This window comes from Ectothiorhodospira haloalkaliphila ATCC 51935 (assembly GCF_000633935.1).
GTDB lineage: Bacteria > Pseudomonadota > Gammaproteobacteria > Ectothiorhodospirales > Ectothiorhodospiraceae > Ectothiorhodospira > Ectothiorhodospira haloalkaliphila.
The window spans coordinates 1,331,812-1,350,310 of the sequence record NZ_KK214998.1 but is presented as its reverse complement, the minus strand read 5'-3'; the positions used below and the strand labels follow the sequence as shown (position 1 = coordinate 1,350,310).

Below are 18,499 nucleotides of genomic sequence, written 5' to 3'. Positions count from 1 at the left end.
CGCCTATCCCTTCGAACCCAGCGTGGCCAGTGAAGACCTGTTCGAGTCCCAGACCCTGCGCGAGGCCCAGGCCCGGCTCAGGCACCTGCTGCGCCTGCGGGGCATCGGCCTGCTCACCGGCGAGGCCGGCAGCGGCAAGACCACCGCCTGCCGACGCATCACCAGCACCCTGCACTCGGGACTCTATCGTACCTTCTACATCCCCCTGACCACCGGCAATATCATGGACATGTACAAGTCCATCGCCTGGGAACTGGGCCTGCCCACCGAACGCAATCGCGCCAGCGCCTTCCGCCAGGTGCGCGCCGAAATCTCCCGGCTCACCCTGGAGAGCAAGCAACTGCCGGTCCTGATCATCGACGAGGCCCATCACCTGCGCAACGATGTCCTGGAGGATCTGCGCCTGCTCACCAACTACGCCATGGACTCCGATCCCCGTCTGTGCCTGCTGTTCGTTGGCCTCACCGAGCTGCGCCGGCGCCTGGGCATGGCCGTGCACGAGTCCCTGGCCCAGCGACTCGTCGTGCGCCATCACCTGGGGGGACTGAGCCGCGAGGAACTGCCCGACTACCTGGCCCACCGTCTGCGCCTGGTCGGCTGCGAACTGCCCCTGTTCGAGCCGGAGGCCATCGAGGCCCTCTATCAGGCCACCCACGGCATGCCCCGCCCTGTCGGCCGCCTGGCCCACTACGCCCTGACCTGCGCCGCCCAGCAACAGGTCCGCCAGGTCAGTGCCGAGCACCTGCAGACCGCCCTGGAGGAACTGCGACCATGAACCACCACCACACCCTCACCATCCCGCTGCCAGGCCACTGGACCCCGGAACAGGCTCTGGCCGTGTGGGAACTGCTGGAGATCCTCACCGAGCATATCGGCCAGCGCTACGACCTCGCCCTGCAGGAAGCCCTGGCCGCCGAGCGAGCGCCCTCCATCGACACCCGCCAGACCTCCCTGTTCGACGACGAGCAGGATCCCTTCTGAGTCCTTGCCCCCGGGCGCGAGTCACCCAAGGCTCGCGCCCCCAGCTTCCCGCATCCGTTCACCTTCCAGGAATCTTCCACCCGAGGGCATAATCCGGGAAAACACTCGGCCTGTAGCCAGGATCTGTGTGGGAAAAGGGGCGTGGAATAATCTGGGAAACAACAGCGGGCAATGCCTCATGACCGCCCAGGTCGTCGCCATGGAGCAAGAGCAATACCCGCTGCCCAGGGGGCAGTGTTGGCGGTGTTGGCAGAGGCGTGGGCGGTGGGGGGGATTCCTCCCGGATCGGGTGGGCCTCGGTGGCCAGGTTGTCGGGCCTGAAGCGATTGTCGGTATAACGGGCAATATTGTCGGCACGGGCCAGGTAGGTCTTGCCCGGAGTCTGGATGCCGGCGACCCATCGCCACCCCAGGGTGTTGGATGCCGGATCGGCATCGCGCAGATGGCGCAGAAAGAACTCGGCCCCGAGCGTCCAGGGCAATCCGAGCGTGAAGATCCAGATGGAGGCAAACCACATGCGCGCATGGTTGTGCAGGTATCCGGTCTGGACCAGCTCGCGAGCCCAGTCATCGAACCCTTCCACCGCGCTACGACCCTCCTGGGCCGCAGTGACCGCCGACCGCAGTCCCGCATCCTGTTCCAGGCGCGCCCTATCCGCCGCGAGTTCCCGCAGGAACGCCCGCCACACCTGCGGACGCATCTGCAACCAGCCCTTCCAGTAGGTGCGCCAGAACACCTCCTGGATGAACTTCTCGGCCCCCTCGGGGCTGTGCTGAGCCAGCACGGCCTGGAGCACCTGTCGTTCGCTCAGAACCCGATGCCGGATATACGGCGAGAGCATCGAGACATTGTCCCGCCGCCCCGGCCCGGCATCCCGATTGCGCTCCGCTGCATAGCGTCGCCCAGCACCCGGAACAAATGCCTGAAGGCGTTCCAGTGCGGCGGCATGGTTCGGAGGGAAGAGGTCGCTGTCGCGCAGGGTTTCGTGATGGTCAGCCATGGGTGTGTGCGGGCATTACGCGGGGCACTGAGGGCATGGAAGGAGTCCATTAGCCTCGCACCGGGGGTGTTTCAGCGCAACAGCGGATCCAGGGGTCGCGAGCTTCAGCGGCACAAACGCCCCTGGAGGCGGTCTATCGGACGATGCCGTCGCACGCTGCATGATCATCCATGCATGATGTTGCCACACAACCCGCGCACTGCCGCAGCCCCATCACCCGTGATCAGCGGCAATACGTGCAAGGAGATCCACAATGTCCGCCCCGATACACCTGGTCTGGTTCAAACGTGATCTTCGCGTCGATGATCATGTCCCGCTCTGCCAGGCAGCAAAGAATGGGCCCGTGTTGCCACTGTATATCGTGGAGCCGGGCTATTGGGATGAGCCGGATACCAGTCGTCGGCACTGGGGTTTCATTCGCGCCAGCCTGAGTGATCTGGACCGGGGCTTGCGCGAGCTCGGGCAACCGCTGATCGTACGTGAAGGAGAGGCCGGCACGGTGCTCGACCGGCTGTGCGAGGAACTGCCGATTGAGGCGGTCCATAGTCACCAGGAGACCGGTAATGGCTGGACCTTCAATCGGGATCGGGCGGTCGCCCGCCGACTGCGGGAGCGCGGCATCCCCTGGCATGAGTATCGTCAGCATGGCGTGGTTCGCCCGCTCCGTAGCCGCGATGGCTGGGCGGCGCAATGGGAGCAATTGATGGGCGAGCCTGTGGCCGCACTCCCCGAATCGCTCACACCCTGCCATGGGGTGGTGGGCGGCATCGAGACCTTGCCGGATTGCCCGGCGGGCGTGGCGGCGGATCTTCCCATACCGCTTCAGACGCCCGGGCTGGAGGCCGGTCATGCCGTCCTGGGGGACTTCCTTGGGGCGCGCGGCCAGCGGTATCCCGGCGGCATCAGCAGCCCGGAAAAGGCCTGGACGGCCAGTTCACGGCTGAGCCCGCACCTGGCCTATGGCACGCTGTCGCTGCGTCGGGTGTTGCAGGCCACCCGGGAGCGCAAGGCCCAGGTGGGTGAGGTGCCTGCCGGGGATCGCCAACGCACGGCCTGGCAGCGCTCCCTGCGTCAGTTCGAGGAACGGTTGCATTGGCACTGCCACTTCATGCAGAAGCTGGAGGATCAGCCCTCCATCGAGTTTGCCAATCTGCACCGTGCCTGTGACGGTCTGCGCGAGGACGCGTTCGACGTGGAGCGCATGCGGCTCTGGCAGCAGGGCCTGACGGGATATCCCCTGGTGGATGCCTGCATGCGTGCGCTAAACGACCATGGCTGGATCAATTTCCGCATGCGCGCGATGGTGGTGGCCTTCGCCTCCTATCACCTCTGGTTGCACTGGCGCGAGCCGTCACTGCACCTGGCCCGGGTTTTCGCCGACTACGAGCCCGGCATTCACTACAGTCAGATGCAGATGCAATCCGGCACCACGGGCATCAACGCCCTGCGCATTTACAATCCGGTGAAGCAGTCGGTGGATCAGGACCCGGAGGGTCGTTTCATTCGCAAATGGGTGCCGGAACTGGCGCGGGTGACGGGGGACTGGATCCACCAGCCATGGCGCATGCCGGCGGCGCTGCAGCGTGAGTTTGGTTGTCGCATCGGCCACGACTATCCGGCGCCCATCGTGGATCATGAGCAGGCGGCGCGAGAGGCCCGCGCGCGCTTCAAAGGGGTACGTGGCAAGGCGGCATCGCGTCAGGAGCGTGACGGCATCCAACAGCGCCATGGTAGCCGTCGCCGACCCTCTGCACGCACCACCACCCGACGCACCCCGCCCGCTCACGGGCAGCTCGATCTCTTCCCCGAAACGGACCGCTGAACGAGGGACAGCCACCGTTTCCCAATACGGGTTACTTGTGCCTCAGCCATGTCCCCGCCCGGGTTAACATGCTCCTGTCGGCGAGTGTATGGCTGTGCGGGGGAGACATGAAGCACCTGACGCGTCACCCTCTGATCTGGCACCGTGGCAGCACTGATAAAGGCACCACAATGAGGAGGAAATATACGATGAAGATCCATTCCACTGGCTTGATTGCTGCCCTGGTGATGGCCTTGGCGCTGCCGATGGCTGCTCAGGCCGACTGGGCGGATCGTCTTCGCGGAGCCTTGCCGGGCGGCGACGCTGAAAGGCCTGCATCGGGGCAGGTGGAGGGCCTGAGGGAGTTGCTCGGCAGCAGCAGTGATCACGCTGTATCCGCAGCTTCGCAAAGTGGCGGGTTCCTGGACAATCCGGGCATCAAAATCCCCTTGCCGGGGGTGCTGCAAGACGCACAGAGCCTGCTGGGTCGCTTGGGCCTGTCGCAGCAACTCGACGACCTGGAAGCGGCCATCAATGAAGCAGCGGAGCGGGCCGCGCCGGCCGCGCGCCCCATCCTGGCCGAGGCTATCCGGGATGTGCGCTTCGAGGATGTGCAACCCATCCTGGGGTCCTCCGATGGGGCCACTCGGCATCTGCAGGATCGACAGGGAGAGCGGGTCACTCAGGCCCTGCTCCCCGAGACCCGGCGCGCCCTGGAAGAGACTGGCGCCACCGATGCGCTCTCCCGTCTCATCGACCGCGTCGGCAACCGGCTGCCAGGGATGAGTGGGCTGCGGGATTTCGACCTGGATGCCTACGTGAACGACAAGACCGTGGAGGGCCTGTTCGAACTCATGGCGGAACGCGAGGGCATGATCCGGGAGGACCCGGTGGGGCAGGGCGGTCAGATGCTCAGACACCTGTTCGGGCGGTAAGCGGCGACGGAGGGCGCAGACTGATGAACTATTCCCAGATCCTTGAGGCCTTGAACAAGGCGTCCCTTTTCGAACTCTACCGTCTCCAGCAGGCCATTCAGCGGAACCTGGAAGACCCTCAAAGGATCCTGCAGATTCGGCGTGCGCTGAAGGTGGGGCAGGAGATCGAGTACTTTGATGCACAGCAAAACCGCCTGATCGAGGCCAGCATCATCGAATTGAAAACCACCAGGGCCCTGGTGGCCGACCGCCACGATGGCCAGCGCTGGAGCATCCCCCTCCACTTCATCAACCTCGATGGCGCCGATGTGGCCATCTCGAATCCCGGCGGCAAACTGGACCGCAATACCCTCCGGATCGGCGACAAAGTGGCCTTCAAGGACCGCAAGGGAAACGAGCTTTTCGGGGAGGTGACCAAGCTGAACCCGAAGACAGCCGGTGTGCGGGTAGGGACAACGCACTGGAGGGTCGCTTATGGCCTGTTGTCGTCGATCATCGAAGGCGAGGCGGGGGGCGAATCGAAGGTCATCGGCGGGCATGTGCTGCCCAAGTCATGACCGGCCATGTCGACCACCGAGCCGGAAGACGTTCACTCGACTGGTTGCCAGCTCTGCGGGCGGACCGTGGAGCATCTGACGCGCCACCATTTGATTCCGCGGGCCCGTCACCGGAATCGGCGCAACAAGCGGATGTTCGATCGTGTGGAGGTGCGGGAGCGGGTCATCTGGGTCTGCCGCCCATGTCACAGCCAGGTTCACCGGGTACTGGATGAGAAAACCCTGGAGCGGGAGTACAACACCCTGGAGGCCCTGCTCAGCCACCCGGACATCAGCACGTTCACCCGCTGGATTGCCAGCAAGCCGGATGGCTTCAAGCCGAAAGGTGGGCGGCGGAGATGATTTCGGACAACCATGCCGATTCTGAATGATCCGGGCAGGCAAGGGGCTCAAGCAGGTGAAGACAAAGCGTGTCGGGTGCAACTCGATGACATGAGATCCGACCCAAACACAGTGCCTGCAGCACACGCAAAAGACGTGCGGCGCTCACATCCGCTCGTAGTTTGCGAGCGCCCAGGGGCTTCCCGGTCAAGGAAGGAATGGTGGCTGTCAGGCAGAGGGTCCCGGGTTGGGTCCTTTGGCCTGCCCCTGGTCGACCCCTGTGGACCGGATCACCGCGGCAGCCAGTGCCTCGCCGCTGTCGAAGGCCGCTTCCACTCGGGCGCCGAGGGCCCAGTCGCCGCAGGCGCCGATCCGCTGTTGGGCATCCCACAGGCATGGCGTTCCGGCCGCCTGTTCCACACGGGCATACAACCAGCGGTGAACCTGCCAATGGAACGGTTGCGCCTTGCCCACAATGGCGCGCAAGGCCTCCAGCAGGGGTTCGCCCAGTTCCTCGGCAGGCGTGTCCACATGGGTCCGTGACCATTCGCTGCCGGCGTGGGCCACCACAGTCTCAGGCTCGGTGTCCCGCCCCGGCTTGGTGGCATTGCGGGCGATCCATGCCAACGGCCCCTCGGTGGGCTCGAATGCCACATCGGGCAATGAGAGGGGGTGATCGAACGCGGCCATCAACGTGATCGTGGGGGCGTAGCGCACCTGCGCCATCGCCGGGAACTCGATCCCCGCGGTGGCGGCCAGGGTGATGGCCTGGGGTGCGGGAATGGCCAGCAGCACGGCGTCGAAGGGTTTTGCCAGGGCCTCATGATCCGGTCCTGGCTCGGTGTGCAGTTGCCAGCCCTCCGGACGGTGTTCCAGATGTGTGATCCGGCAGTTGCGATGAATGCTCAGGCCGCGGGCCATGGCCCAGGCCGGCGCGGTCATGCCGGGGCAACCGACCAGTCGGTCTGGTCCCCATTCCGCGACGACCCCCTCCTGCTGCCAGCCTCGCACGTATGCCTTCAGTGACTCGCCTCGCGCAGTGAAGTATTGCGCCCCGTGATCGAATCGCAATGCGTCGGCATGGCGGGTGGCCATGCGCCCGCCCAGGCCCCGACTTTTTTCGAGCACCGTGCAGTCATGCCCCTGGTCTGCCAGGCGTCGTGCGGCAGCCAGTCCGGCCATACCGGCACCAATGATCGCAATACGGTTCATGGGCAGGCCTCGAATACCAGTGATGTCATCATTTTCTCGCAGGTTATCTCCGACGCCGTATCCCCTGACAGCGGTCCCTCTGGCGCTATTTGAGCCCCGGTGGCTGCGCCAGTTCCCACAGCCGATCCAGGTCCAGGTCTTCTTCCAGCTGCTCGGCAAAGGCATGCAGCGTGGCTTCCACGCGCTGGGCGTAATGCAGGCTGGATGATCGGGCACCCAGACCTTCCAGCCAGTGGCGCCGGAAGCCATCGGCGGCGAAGAGGCCGTGGACGTAGCCGCCCATGATGCGCCCGTTGGCCGATCGGGCACCTTCGGGGCGGGTGCCTTCGGTGTCCTCAAGGATCAACCAGGGAGTCTCCAGGGCGGGGCCGGCGGTGCGGCCCATGTGCATCTCGTAGCCGGTGAGGGCCTCGCCGCTGAGCCGGTCGCGGGCGTCCAGGTCCAGCAGGCGCTTGTCGCCGGTGAGGGTGGTTTCCATGTCCAGCAGGCCCAGGCCGGGGGTATCGCCGGCCGGTCCCTCGATCCCTTCGGGGTCGCGGATCACCCGACCCAGCATCTGGTAGCCGGCACACAGGCCCACCACGTGGCCGCCATGGCGCACATGAGTGTGGATGTCATGATGCCAGCCTTCCCGGTAGAGGCATTCCAGGTCGCTGCGGGTGGCCTTGGAGCCGGGCAGCAGGACGACGTCCGCATCCCGGGGCAGGGGCTGGCCCGGTGGGATCCAGCGCACGTCCACCCCCGGTTCGGCGGCCAGGGGATCCAGGTCGTCGAAATTGGCCACCCGGGGCAGGCGCGGGACGACGATGCGAAGGCCGGGACCTGAACTTGAATGTTGCTGGTCCAGGGCCAGGGAGTCCTCCTGGGCCAGACGGGCGGCGCCGTCGAACCAGCGGATCAGGCCCAGGTTGGGCCAGCCGGTGGCGCGGGTCATGTCCTCGGCAGCGGGGGCGAAGACGGCCGGATCGCCGCGAAAGCGGTTCACCAGATAACCCTGGACGCGGGCCCGTTCCGAGGTAGTCCACAGCTGGTGCGATCCCAGCACGGAGGCGGTGATGCCGCCCCGGGCATCTTCGCCCAGCAGGATTACCGGGATGTCCGCTGCTTCGGCCAGGCCCATGTTGGTGATGTCCCGGGCCCGCAGATAGCGTTCCGAACCGCAGCCGGCCCCTTCGATGAGCACCAGGTCCGACTCGGCGGCCAGGCGGTGCAGGCTGTCCACCACGGCGGGCAGCAGGTCCGTCTTCATGGTCTGATAGCCGGCAGCGGACCAGGTGCCCAGCACCCGGCCCCGCTGCACCACCTGGCTGTCCATGTCGCTTTGGGGCTTGAGCAGTACCGGGTTCATATGGACCGAGTTGGGTGCGCCACAGGCCAGGGCCTGCAGGGCCTGGGCCCGGCCGATCTCGCCGCGCACCGGTGTGCCATCGGCCCGGGGTGGTGCATCCGAGTCCACGGTGACCGCCGCGTTGTTGCTCATGTTCTGGGCCTTGAAGGGGCGCACGGTCAGGCCGCGGCGCGTGAAGGCCCGGCACAGGCCGGCCACCACCAGGCTCTTGCCGACATCGGCATTGGTGCCCTGGATCATGAGCACCCGGGCCATGTTCAGCTTAGATGTCATCGCGCCAGCGCCAGCAGTGCGTCCAGGTCCAGGTTGTCCTCGCAGTGATCTGCCAGGGCTTCCAGGGCCGCCTCGACGCGGGCCTCGTAATCCAGGGTGGAGGCCTCGGCTCCCACGCGGCGCAGCCAGTGAGCGCGAAAATCATCATTGCCGAAGATGCCGTGCACATAGGCGCCGGTGACCCGACCATCGGCAGACATGGCGCCTTCAGGCCGGGGCTTGCCCTGTTTGTCCTCCAGCATCAGCCAGGGGCGATCCAGGCCGGCGCCGTGGGTGCGGCCCATGTGCATCTCGTAGCCGGTGACACGACAGCCACTGGCTTGATCCCTGGCATCCAGGTCGATGAGTTGTTTCTCGCCGCTGATCTCGGTCTCCACGTCCAGGAGCCCGAGCCCCGGTGTCTCGCCGGGCTCACCCTCGATGCCCTGGGGATCGCGCACCACCCGGCCCAGCATCTGGAATCCGGCGCACAGGCCAACCACGCGCCCGCCCTGGCGCACATGGGCCAGGATGTCGATGTCCCAGCCCTCGCGGCGCATCACTTCAAGATCCGCGCGGGTGGACTTGGAGCCTGGCAGGATGACCACATCGGTTTCCCGGGGGATCGGCGTGCCGGGTTTCACCCAGTTCACGCTCACGCCCGGTTCGGCCGCCAGGGGATCCAGATCGTCGAAATTGGCCACCCGGGAGAGCTGCGGTACGGCGATGTTGAGACCGTGTCCCTCACCTTCCGCCGGTCGCTCCAGGGCCAGGGAGTCCTCCGCCGGCAGTCGTGAAGCGGATTCAAACCAGCGCACCACACCCAGCCAGGGCCAGCCGGTGCGCTGGGTCATGAGTTCGCAGGCGGGCTCGAACAGGGAGAGATCACCACGGAACTTGTTGATGATGTAACCCACCACCCGGGCGTTCTCGGACTCGTTGAGCAGGGCATGGGTGCCGACGATGGCCGCCAGGGCACCGCCGCGGTCGATGTCGCCCAGCACCACCACGGGCAGGTCCGCCAGTTCCGCCAGCTTCATGTTGGTGATGTCAGACTTGCGCAAGTACACCTCGGCGCCGCTGCCCGCACCCTCCACCAGCACCAGGTCCGCCTGGGCGGCGGTGCGGTGAAAGCTGTCCAGCACCGCCGGCAGCAACTGCGGCTTCATCTTGTGGTAGACCTTGGCGCGGCAGTTGCCGAGCACCCGGCCGCGCAGCACCACCTGGGAGCCGATGAGGGTCTGGGGCTTGAGCAGGACCGGGTTCATGTGGATGGAGGGTTCCACGCCGCAGGCCCGGGCCTGCAGGGCCTGGGCGCGACCGATCTCGCCCCGGGGTGCCTGGCCGTCGGGTCCCGGCGGCAGGTCGCTGTCGGCGGTGACGGCGGCGTTGTTGCTCATGTTCTGGGCCTTGAAGGGTCGCACCTTCAGGCCCCGTCGCGCATAGGCCCGGCACAGGCCGGCCACCAGCAGGCTCTTGCCCACGTCCGAGCTGGTGCCCTGGATCATCAGCGCCTTCGCCTGGCGCGGGCCGGCCTGGGGCAGGGCAGGGAAGTCGATGGGGGCAGTAGGGTCATCGATCACGGGGTTTTTCCTCAGCGGACAGAAAAAGGGCGCCCATGGGGCGCCCTTTACAATTGCGGATCAGGTTAGAGCAGGTCAGCCCGAGGGGTCAGGCGTTTTCCTTGATCTTCTCCTTGATCTTGGCGTCATCCAGGCTCTCTTCAAGCTGCTGATCGCCACCGCCGCAGATCTTCACCTGGGACGGATCCATCTGCGTGGCCTCGGCAGCCGCACCGGCCTTGGCGGGCTTGCCGCCGCGCTTGCGGGCCGGGGCGCTCTTCCACTTCACGATCTGCTCTTCCAGCTGGGCGTCCGGCTTGACCAGCTTGCGGGAGTGGTCGAACTTCCAGTCCACCGTCTTGCGGGACTGCGGGCCCCAGTAACCGGCCTTGCCCAGGTCGTAGAAGCGACGCTCGAAGGCACTCTTCAAGAAGGCCTTGAGACAACCCAGCAGGTACTTGCGACGCAGCGGGTTGCGCTCCCAGGGATAGCCCAGGAAGGCCTTTTTCATGTAGAAGCGGCGATAGTTGTGCATCACCCGGTCCAGCAGTTCGCCCCGGGTCATGGCCGCGGGTTTCATGATGGGGGTGACGAAGTTGTACTTGGCAAAGTCGTGGATCTCCACCTTGTCGCCCATCTCGGTGTACAGATCGGAGAAGGGCCAGGGGGTGAACATGGCCCAGTTGGCCATGTCGGGATTCCAGTCCATGCACAGCTTGAAGGTCTCTTCCAGGGTCTCGGCGGTCTCATTCTCCAGGCCGACGATGAACTGGGCCTCGGTGACGATGCCGGCGTTGCGCAGCAGTTCGATGGCGCGCTTGTTCTGGGCCACCGTGGTTTCCTTGACGAACAGGTCCAGGTTGAGCTGTGCCGCCGCCTCGGTGCCCAGGGAGATGTGCACCAGACCGGCCTTGCGGTAGAAGGGCAGCAGATCCTCGTCGCGCATGACGTCGGTCACGCGGGTGTTGATGCCCCAGAGCACGCCCAGGTCGCGGTCGATGAGTTCCTGACAGAACTCCACGAACTTGGCCTTGTTGATGGTGGGCTCTTCGTCGGCGAGGATGAAGAAGCCGACGCCATGCTCCTTGACCAGGATCTCGATCTCGTCCACCACCTTCTTGGGATCGCGCACCCGGTAGTCACGCCAGAACTTCCACTGGGAGCAGAAGCTGCAGGTGAAGGGGCAGCCGCGTGCCATGTTGGGGGTGGCCACCGGCACGCCCATGGGGATGTAGATGTATTTCTTCCAGTCCAGCACGCCCCAGTCGGGGATGATGGAGTCCACGTCCCGGATGGTGGGGGCGGCGGGGGTTGCCACCACCTGATCGTTTTCCACGTAGGCAATGCCGCGTACTTCGCTCCGGGCCTCGGGCCAGCGACCCTCGTCCACGGTGCGCACCAGGTCCAGGGTGACGGCTTCGCCTTCGCCTCGGATGATGGCATCGATCCAGGGGGCCTCAGTGAGCACCTGCTGGAACATGAAGGTGGCGTGGATGCCGCCCAGCAGCGTGACCGCATTGGGACAGGCTTCCTTGGCAATCTTGAGGGTTTCCTCCGCCTTGTAGATGGCGGGGGTCACGGCGGTACAGGCGATGATATCCGGCTGGGCTTCGGCGAAGATCTTGCGCAGATCCTCGTCGGAGATCTCGTCGGTCATGGCATCCACGAAGGTGTAGTCCTCGTAGCCATGAGTCTTGAGATACCCGGCCAGGTAGGCCACCCAGGCGGGTGACCATTTACCGGCGATTTCGGCGCCACCGGAATGGTAGTTCGGATGGACGAAGAGGATTCGCATACGTACGCTCCCGCGAAAAGGATTCATCGCCCCCGCCCGGCGGGCGGAGACGAACAATACAGGCGGGGCAGATTCCTTGGGTCCCCGGATCGCTTGATCCTACCCGCGCGTTTTAAAGACTGTCAACCTCGGTGGACAGTTGGGTATCCTGGCCCTGGCTTCACCTGATCTCCGTCAATCAGTCTCCCCTTGCGGCCCACCACGCCGGGGCTCGGCATCCTCGGGCAGGTCCACCTGATAACGGGTCTGCTCGTGACCGTCCCAAAGCACCGGTCGCTCCAGCCATTTCTGGATGAAGCTCCACGATTGAAGATAGCCGTTATGGGGCAGGTTGCAGGGGCTGCAATCCTTGCGTCGCATGCCGTGACGGTCGGTGATCACGCGGTAGGGTCCGGGGCATTCGTAGGCAATCAGGGGGCAGTAACAGAACAGGCAATTGAATTCGCGTTTCACCCCCTGGTGGCAGGGCATGAACGGGCAGGCGTCGTTGGTGAAACCCTTGAAGGCCTCGTTTCGGGTGCTGTCTTTGGGTTCCATGTTGAACTCCGGTCCCCGGGATCGGGGAAGTTGGGTCTTCGGCCAGTGGGCACTGAATGCTCGCTGCCATGGTCTATGCTCAGTAAACGTCCGGCACGGTATCTTAACGGCTTGCCGGTGTGGGGTCCGCCTGCACAATCCTGAGGCAAAAACCCGGGTATGCACAGGAACTGCGCGCCCGGGTCAGCGTCCAACTCAACAGACGAGCCACGGGCCACGCTTTGAGAAGGCCCGGGCATCCCACCCACGATCCCATGCAGGCTGTCCCCATCCGGGCCCCGTTCGCGACGGGGCAGCCTGGTGACTCGGGTGCGACAATTGCTGACTGTGGTATCTCCCTTGCATGGGGAATGCACAGTGAGATCGGACTCCAACAAGGGGGTGATTGCGATGGATTCGGCCGAAGCCTTGATTGCTCAGTATGCACGTTCCTATCAGAAGCGGCAGGAGGCCGACATGTCATTGAGTGAGTACCTGGAAGGATGCCGGGACGACCCCATGCGGTACGCCACTGCCGCCGAGCGCCTGGTACAGGCCATCGGTGAGCCGAAGGTTGTGGACACCGCCAAGGACGAGCGTCTGGGTCGTATCTTCATGAACCGCACCATCAAGGTGTATCCCGCATTCGAGGACTTTTACGGGATGGAAGAGACCATCGAGCGCATTGTGGGTTTCTTCCGCTATGCGGCGCAGGGCCTGGAGGAGCGCAAGCAGATCCTCTACCTGCTCGGGCCGGTGGGGGGCGGCAAGTCGTCCCTGGCGGAGCGGCTCAAGGCGCTCATGGAGAAATTCCCCATCTACGTGCTCAAGGCCGGTGATGAGGTGTCGCCGGTGTTCGAAAGCCCCCTGGGGCTGTTCGATCCCGCCATGGGGCAGGATCTGGAAGAGCGTTTCGGGATTCCCCGTCGGCGCCTGAGCGGGCTGATGTCCCCCTGGGCGGTGAAGCGCCTGGACGAGTTCGGTGGCGACATCTCCCGATTCTCCGTGGGACGCATGTATCCCTCCCGGTTGCGGCAGATCGGCGTGTCCAAGACGGAACCCGGCGACGAGAACAACCAGGACATCTCGTCGCTGGTGGGCAAGGTGGACATCCGCAAGCTGGAACTCTACAGCCAGAACGACACCGATGCCTACAGCTACTCCGGCGGCCTGAACCGGGCCAACCAGGGCATCCTCGAATTCGTGGAGATGTTCAAGGCCCCCATCAAGATGCTGCACCCCCTGCTCACCGCCACCCAGGAAGGCAACTACGTGGGCTCGGAGAACATCGGTGCCATCCCCTATCAGGGGATCATCATGGCCCACTCCAACGAATCGGAATGGCAGGCCTTCAAGAACAACAAGAACAACGAAGCCTTCATCGACCGCATCTCCGTGGTCAAGGTGCCCTACTGCCTGCGCATGAATGAGGAGACGCGGATCTACGAGAAGCTCATCCAGTCCAGTGAACTGGCCGATGCTTCCTGCGCTCCCGCCACCCTGGACATGCTGGCCAAGTTCTCGGTGCTCACCCGTCTGCGTCAGCACGAGAACTCCAACCTGTTCTCCAAGATGCGGGTCTACAACGGCGAGAGCCTCAAGGATACCGATCCCAAGGCCAAGTCCATGCAGGAATACCGGGACATGGCCGGCGTGGACGAGGGCATGGATGGGGTGTCCACCCGCTTCGCCTTCAAGGTGCTCTCCGAGACCTTCAACTATGACACCCGCGAGGTGGCGGCCGACCCGGTGCATCTGCTTTACATGCTGGAGCAGTCCATTCGTCGCCAGCAGTTCCCGGAGGAAACCGAACGGCGTTATCTGGAGTTCATCAAGGCCGAGTTGGCGCCACGGTACGCGGACTTCATCGGCAACGAGATCCAGAAGGCCTATCTGGAGTCCTACAGCGACTTCGGGCAGAACCTCTTCGAGCGTTACGTGGCCTATGCCGATGCCTGGATCGAGGACCATGACTTCAAGGATCCGGACACCGGTCAGCTTCTGGATCGTCAGTCCCTGAATCAGGAGCTGACCAAGATCGAGAAGGCCGCCGGCATCGCCAACCCCAAGGATTTTCGTAACGAGGTGGTCAAGTTCGCGCTGCGTTCGCAGGCGGCTCAGGGCGGCAAGATGCCCTCGTGGACCTCCTACGAGAAGATCCGCGAGGTGATCGAGAAGCGCATGTTCAGCCAGGTGGAGGACCTGCTGCCGGTGATCAGCTTCGGGGCCAAGACGGACTCGGAGATGGAGCGCAAGCACAACGATTTCGTGCAGCGTATGGTGGAACGCGGCTATACCGAACGCCAGGTCCGCCGGTTGGTGGAATGGTACATGCGAGTCAAGCAGGCAGGCTGATCAAGCCCCGTCTGCGGGAGGTGCGCCCCCTGTGGTGAATATCGTCGACCGCCGTCTGAACCCCAAGGACAAGAGCCTGGCCAACCGCCAGCGCTTCATCGGCCGTGCCAAGCGTCAGATCCTGGACGCGGTGCGGGATGTGTCGTCGCGTCGCAAGGTGGCGGACATCGGTCAGGGCGGGGAGGAGATCAGCATCCCCGCCGACGGCCTGCAGGAGCCCAGCTTCCGCAAGGGTACCGGCCGTGGCGTGCGTGACCATGTGGTCCCGGGCAACAAGGAGTTCGTCGCCGGAGACACCATCGCTCGACCCGAAGGTGGCCAGGGGGGCGGTGGCCGTGGCGGCAGCCCCCAGGGCGAGGGGGAAGATCCGTTCCAGTTCACCGTGAGTCAGGACGAGTTTCTGGATCTTTTCTTCGAAAACCTGGAGCTGCCCGACCTGGCGCACACCCAGGTGACGAAGGTGGAGCGTCACGGCATTCAGCGCGCCGGTTATTCCGTGTCCGGTTCGCCCTCCAATCTCAATCTGGCACGGACCATGCGCAATTCCCTGTCCCGCCGCCTGGCCCTGCGTCGTCCCAAGCGGGAGGAGACCCGCGCCCTGGACGAGGAGATCGACCGCCTGGAGCGCACCGGCAAGGAGCCCGAGCGGCTGCGGGACCTGATCCAGATGCGGGAGGAAGTCACCCGGCGGACCCGGTCCATCCCCTATATCGACCCCATCGACCTGCGCTACAACCGGTTCACCCCGGTACCCCGGCCCATCTCCCAGGCGGTGATGTTCTGTCTGATGGACGTCTCCGGTTCCATGACCGAGGACATGAAGGATCTGGCCAAGCGCTTCTTCATGCTGCTGTATCTGTTCCTGCAGCGGCGTTACCGGCATGTGGACATCGTCTTCATACGCCACACGCACATCGCTCAGGAGGTGGATGAGGACACCTTCTTCTACTCCAGGGAGACGGGCGGCACCCTGGTGTCGCCGGCCCTGGAGGAGATGCGCAAGGTGGTGGCGGATCGCTACGACCCGGCGGACTGGAACATCTATGCCGCCCAGGCCTCCGACGGGGACAACACCCCCGCTGACAACCCGGCGGTGCTGGAGATGATGGAGTCGGTGATCTTGCCGGTGTGCCGGTATTTCGCCTACATCGAGGTGGCCGAGGACCGCGGCTGGGAGATGACCACGGACCTGTGGCAGGTGTACGAGCGCCTGGCAACTTCCGGACGCCCCCTGGCCATGCGCAAGGTGCGCAACCGGGGAGACATCTTCCCGGTCTTCCGGGACCTGTTCACGCCGGTGGAGTTGAGAAGGTAGGTGCCCGCTGTGGTGGGAGAGGGCCGAATGACCGGACAATCAGGAGACCAGATACCATGAACACCATCACTGATGATGCCTGCTTGCTCTACACCGGCGCCGACTGGGATTACGCCCTGATCAAACGGGCCCACGACGCCATCGAGCGCATCGCCGTGGACGAGATGGGCCTGGATCCCTATCCCAGCCAGGTGGAGGTGATCAGCTCCGAGCAGATGCTGGATGCCTATTCCTCCATGGGGATGCCCCTGTTCTACCGTCACTGGTCCTTCGGCAAGCACTTTGCCCGCGACGAAATGTATTACCGCAAGGGCATGACCGGTCTGGCCTACGAGATCGTCATCAACTCCAATCCCTGCCTGTGCTACATCATGGAAGAGAACACCATGACCATGCAGACCCTGGTCATGGCCCATGCAGCCTTCGGGCACAGCCATTTTTTCAAGAACAATCACCTGTTCAAGTCCTGGACCGATGCCGAGGGCATCCTGGACTACCTGGATTTCGCCAAGTCCTATGTGGCCCAGTGCGAGGAACGCTACGGACGCTGGGAGGTGGAACGGGTGCTGGATGCCGCCCACGCCCTGATGTCCCACGGGGTGCACCGTTACCCGCGTCGACAGCCGCTGAATCTGGTGCAGGAAATGCAGCGCAAGCGGGACCGGGCCCGCTACGAGGAACAGACCTTCAACGACCTGTGGCGCACCTTGCCGCGTCGTGGTGACGAAGATGAGGAGCCTGGCGCCCAGGATGTGAGCGCACGTCATCAGGCCCTGGGTCTGCCCGAGGAAAACCTGTTGTATTTTCTGGAAAAACGGGCCCCCAAGCTGGAGCACTGGCAGCGGGAGATCCTGCGCATCGTGCGCATGGTGTCGCAGTATTTCTACCCGCAGAAGCAGACCAAGGTGATGAACGAAGGCTGCGCCACCTCGGTGCACTATCACATCATGAACCGGCTGTACGAGACCGGGCAGGTGACCGAAGGGGCCTTCATGGAATTCCTGCACCAGCACACCAACGTGGTGTTCCAGCCGGAATTCGACGACCCGCGCTTCTCGGGCATCAACCCCTATGCCCTGGGCTTCAACATCCTGCAGGACCTCAAGCGAATGTGCCTTGCTCCCACGGCAGAGGATCGGCGCTGGTTCCCGGACATCGCCGGCAACGGGGATTTCCTGGGCACCTGGAAGCACGCCTGGGCGGAATATCGGGACGAGAGCTTCATCCTGCAGTTCCTGGGGCCGAAGGTGATGCGGGACATGCGTCTGTTCGCCGTTCATGACGACGCGGCCGAGCCCCACCTGAAGGTGGAGGCCATCCACGACGATGCGGGCTACCGGGAGGTGCGCCGGGCCCTGTCGGCCCAGTACGATCTGGCCCGGCACGAGCCGGACATCCAGGTGGTGGACGTTGACCTGGCGGGGGATCGCAAGCTGATCCTGGAGCATCGTGCCCAGGATGGCCGTCTGCTGGAGGAAAAGGACGCCCGGCGCGTGCTCCAGCACCTGGCCAATCTGTGGGGTTATGCCGTGCGCCTGTACGAGGTGGATGCCCGCACGGATACGGTGATCAATGAGTTCGTGGACGTGGAGCCCACTCAGCCCTGATGGCGGGCTGAGGGATTCAGCCAGTCCCTGGGCTGGAGAAATCGTTCCACCAGTTCCGCCTCGGGGCTGCCCGGCTGCGGCTGATGGTTGTATTCCCAACGCACCAGCGGTGGCATGGACATGAGGATGGACTCGGTGCGCCCCCCCGACTGCAGACCGAACAGCGTCCCCCGGTCGTAGAGCAGATTGAACTCCACGTAGCGTCCTCGCCGGTACAGTTGGAAATCCCGTTGCGATGGGGTGTACGGCGTGTCCTTGCGGCGCTCGACGATGGGCCCGAAGCCATCCAGATAGCCATCCCCCACCCGCCGGACAAACTCGAAGCAGCGCTCGAAACCCCAGGCATTCAGGTCATCGAAGAACAGGCCGCCCACCCCTCGTGATTCGTTGCGGTGCTTCAGGAAGAAGTACTCATCGCAGCCCGCCTTGAACCGCGGGTAGACATCCTCCCCGAAGGGCTCACACACGCGTCGGGCGTTCTCATGCCAGTGCACGCAGTCGGCCTCCACGCCGTAATAGGGCGTGAGATCGAAGCCACCGCCGAACCACCACACCGGTACCTCGCCGGGCTTCTCGGCCAGGAAAAAACGCACGTTGGCGTGGGAGCTGGGCACATGGGGGTTCAGGGGGTGGATCACCAGCGAGACACCGGTGGCCTCGAAGCTGCGTCCGGCCAGTTCCGCTCGTCGCGCGCTGGCGGTCTGCGGCAGGCGGGCGCCGCGCACGTGGGAGAAGTTGACCCCTGCCTGTTCGAAGACTGCACCGCCCTTGAGCACCCGGCTGCGTCCACCGCCACCCTCGGCACGTTCCCAGCGATCGTCCACCCAGGGGGCATGGGGGTCCACTTCCGCCAGGTGCCGGCAGATGTGTGCCTGCAGGTGACGGAAGTAGTCCAGGATGGGCGTGAGTCGGGGCGCGTCGCTCATGATCCCTGTTCAGTCA

The 18,499-nt window shown here is 64.5% G+C and carries 15 protein-coding genes and 1 pseudogene; 9 read left to right on the top strand and 7 right to left on the bottom strand.

Annotated features, from left to right (window positions below; genetic code table 11):
• Positions 1-22: 22 nt before the first annotated feature.
• Positions 23-775 (top strand): ExeA family protein, encoded by a 753-nt coding sequence (locus ECTHA_RS0114115; protein WP_425305687.1) that lies wholly within the window; start codon positions 23-25, stop codon positions 773-775.
• On the top strand, positions 772-981 hold the full coding sequence (locus ECTHA_RS18445; RefSeq protein ID WP_025281226.1) for a hypothetical protein: 210 nt from the start codon (positions 772-774) through the stop codon (positions 979-981). Before ECTHA_RS0114115 ends, ECTHA_RS18445 begins: the two co-directional genes overlap by 4 nt.
• A 163-nt stretch (positions 982-1,144) precedes the next feature.
• On the opposite strand, the pseudogene ECTHA_RS18440 reads toward ECTHA_RS18445, so the two are convergent.
• Positions 1,145-1,981 (bottom strand): annotated as a pseudogene (locus ECTHA_RS18440) (FAD-binding domain-containing protein); the annotation flags it as partial.
• Positions 1,982-2,234: 253 nt separating this feature from the next.
• Between ECTHA_RS18440 and ECTHA_RS0114100 the strand changes: the two are divergent.
• The 4 genes from ECTHA_RS0114100 (at position 2,235) to ECTHA_RS0114085 (ending at position 5,616) form a co-directional block, all read left to right on the top strand.
• Positions 2,235-3,803, top strand: coding sequence for an FAD-binding domain-containing protein (locus ECTHA_RS0114100; RefSeq protein ID WP_025280324.1), 1,569 nt, complete (start codon positions 2,235-2,237; stop codon positions 3,801-3,803).
• Positions 3,804-3,991: 188 nt separating this feature from the next.
• Complete coding sequence (locus ECTHA_RS0114095; protein WP_025280325.1) at positions 3,992-4,717, top strand: DUF4197 domain-containing protein; 726 nt, start codon at positions 3,992-3,994, stop codon at positions 4,715-4,717.
• 23 nt (positions 4,718-4,740) lie between these two features.
• Positions 4,741-5,274 (top strand): hypothetical protein, encoded by a 534-nt coding sequence (locus ECTHA_RS0114090; protein WP_025280326.1) that lies wholly within the window; start codon positions 4,741-4,743, stop codon positions 5,272-5,274.
• Between the two features lie 6 nt (positions 5,275-5,280).
• Positions 5,281-5,616, top strand: a complete 336-nt coding sequence (locus ECTHA_RS0114085) for a hypothetical protein (RefSeq protein ID WP_025280327.1) — start codon at positions 5,281-5,283, stop codon at positions 5,614-5,616.
• A 207-nt stretch (positions 5,617-5,823) separates the two neighbouring features.
• Here the strand turns inward: ECTHA_RS0114085 and ECTHA_RS18435 are convergent, their stop codons facing one another.
• The 5 genes from ECTHA_RS18435 to ECTHA_RS18425 form a co-directional block, all read right to left on the bottom strand.
• Positions 5,824-6,807, bottom strand: a complete 984-nt coding sequence (locus tag ECTHA_RS18435; RefSeq protein ID WP_025280328.1) for an NAD(P)/FAD-dependent oxidoreductase — start codon at positions 6,805-6,807, stop codon at positions 5,824-5,826.
• 85 nt (positions 6,808-6,892) lie between these two features.
• Positions 6,893-8,428, bottom strand: coding sequence for a cobyric acid synthase (locus ECTHA_RS18430; RefSeq protein ID WP_051582659.1), 1,536 nt, complete (start codon positions 8,426-8,428; stop codon positions 6,893-6,895).
• Positions 8,425-9,915: a cobyric acid synthase gene (locus ECTHA_RS0114070; protein ID WP_162472061.1), complete on the bottom strand. Its 1,491-nt coding sequence runs from the start codon at positions 9,913-9,915 to the stop codon at positions 8,425-8,427. Before ECTHA_RS0114070 ends, ECTHA_RS18430 begins: the two co-directional genes overlap by 4 nt.
• Before the next feature lie 163 nt (positions 9,916-10,078).
• Positions 10,079-11,764: a magnesium-protoporphyrin IX monomethyl ester anaerobic oxidative cyclase gene (gene bchE / locus ECTHA_RS0114065; RefSeq protein ID WP_025280331.1), complete on the bottom strand. Its 1,686-nt coding sequence runs from the start codon at positions 11,762-11,764 to the stop codon at positions 10,079-10,081.
• Positions 11,765-11,938: 174 nt separating this feature from the next.
• Positions 11,939-12,301, bottom strand: coding sequence for a cysteine-rich small domain-containing protein (locus tag ECTHA_RS18425; protein ID WP_025280332.1), 363 nt, complete (start codon positions 12,299-12,301; stop codon positions 11,939-11,941).
• Positions 12,302-12,691: 390 nt separating this feature from the next.
• Here ECTHA_RS18425 and ECTHA_RS0114055 point away from each other — a divergent pair, with 390 nt between their 5' ends.
• From ECTHA_RS0114055 to ECTHA_RS0114045, 3 genes are read left to right on the top strand one after another with little or no spacing between them, the layout of a single operon-like run.
• On the top strand, positions 12,692-14,635 hold the full coding sequence (locus ECTHA_RS0114055) for a PrkA family serine protein kinase (RefSeq protein ID WP_025280333.1): 1,944 nt from the start codon (positions 12,692-12,694) through the stop codon (positions 14,633-14,635).
• Between the two features lie 31 nt (positions 14,636-14,666).
• Positions 14,667-15,950, top strand: a complete 1,284-nt coding sequence (locus ECTHA_RS0114050) for a YeaH/YhbH family protein (protein ID WP_025280334.1) — start codon at positions 14,667-14,669, stop codon at positions 15,948-15,950.
• A gap of 56 nt (positions 15,951-16,006) precedes the next feature.
• Positions 16,007-17,557 (top strand): SpoVR family protein, encoded by a 1,551-nt coding sequence (locus tag ECTHA_RS0114045; RefSeq protein ID WP_025280335.1) that lies wholly within the window; start codon positions 16,007-16,009, stop codon positions 17,555-17,557.
• Here ECTHA_RS0114045 and hemF read toward each other — a convergent pair.
• Positions 17,548-18,486, bottom strand: a complete 939-nt coding sequence (gene hemF / locus ECTHA_RS0114040) for an oxygen-dependent coproporphyrinogen oxidase (protein WP_419398072.1) — start codon at positions 18,484-18,486, stop codon at positions 17,548-17,550. The two genes, ECTHA_RS0114045 and hemF, sit on opposite strands and share 10 nt — an antisense overlap.
• Between the last annotated feature and the right edge of the window lie 13 nt (positions 18,487-18,499).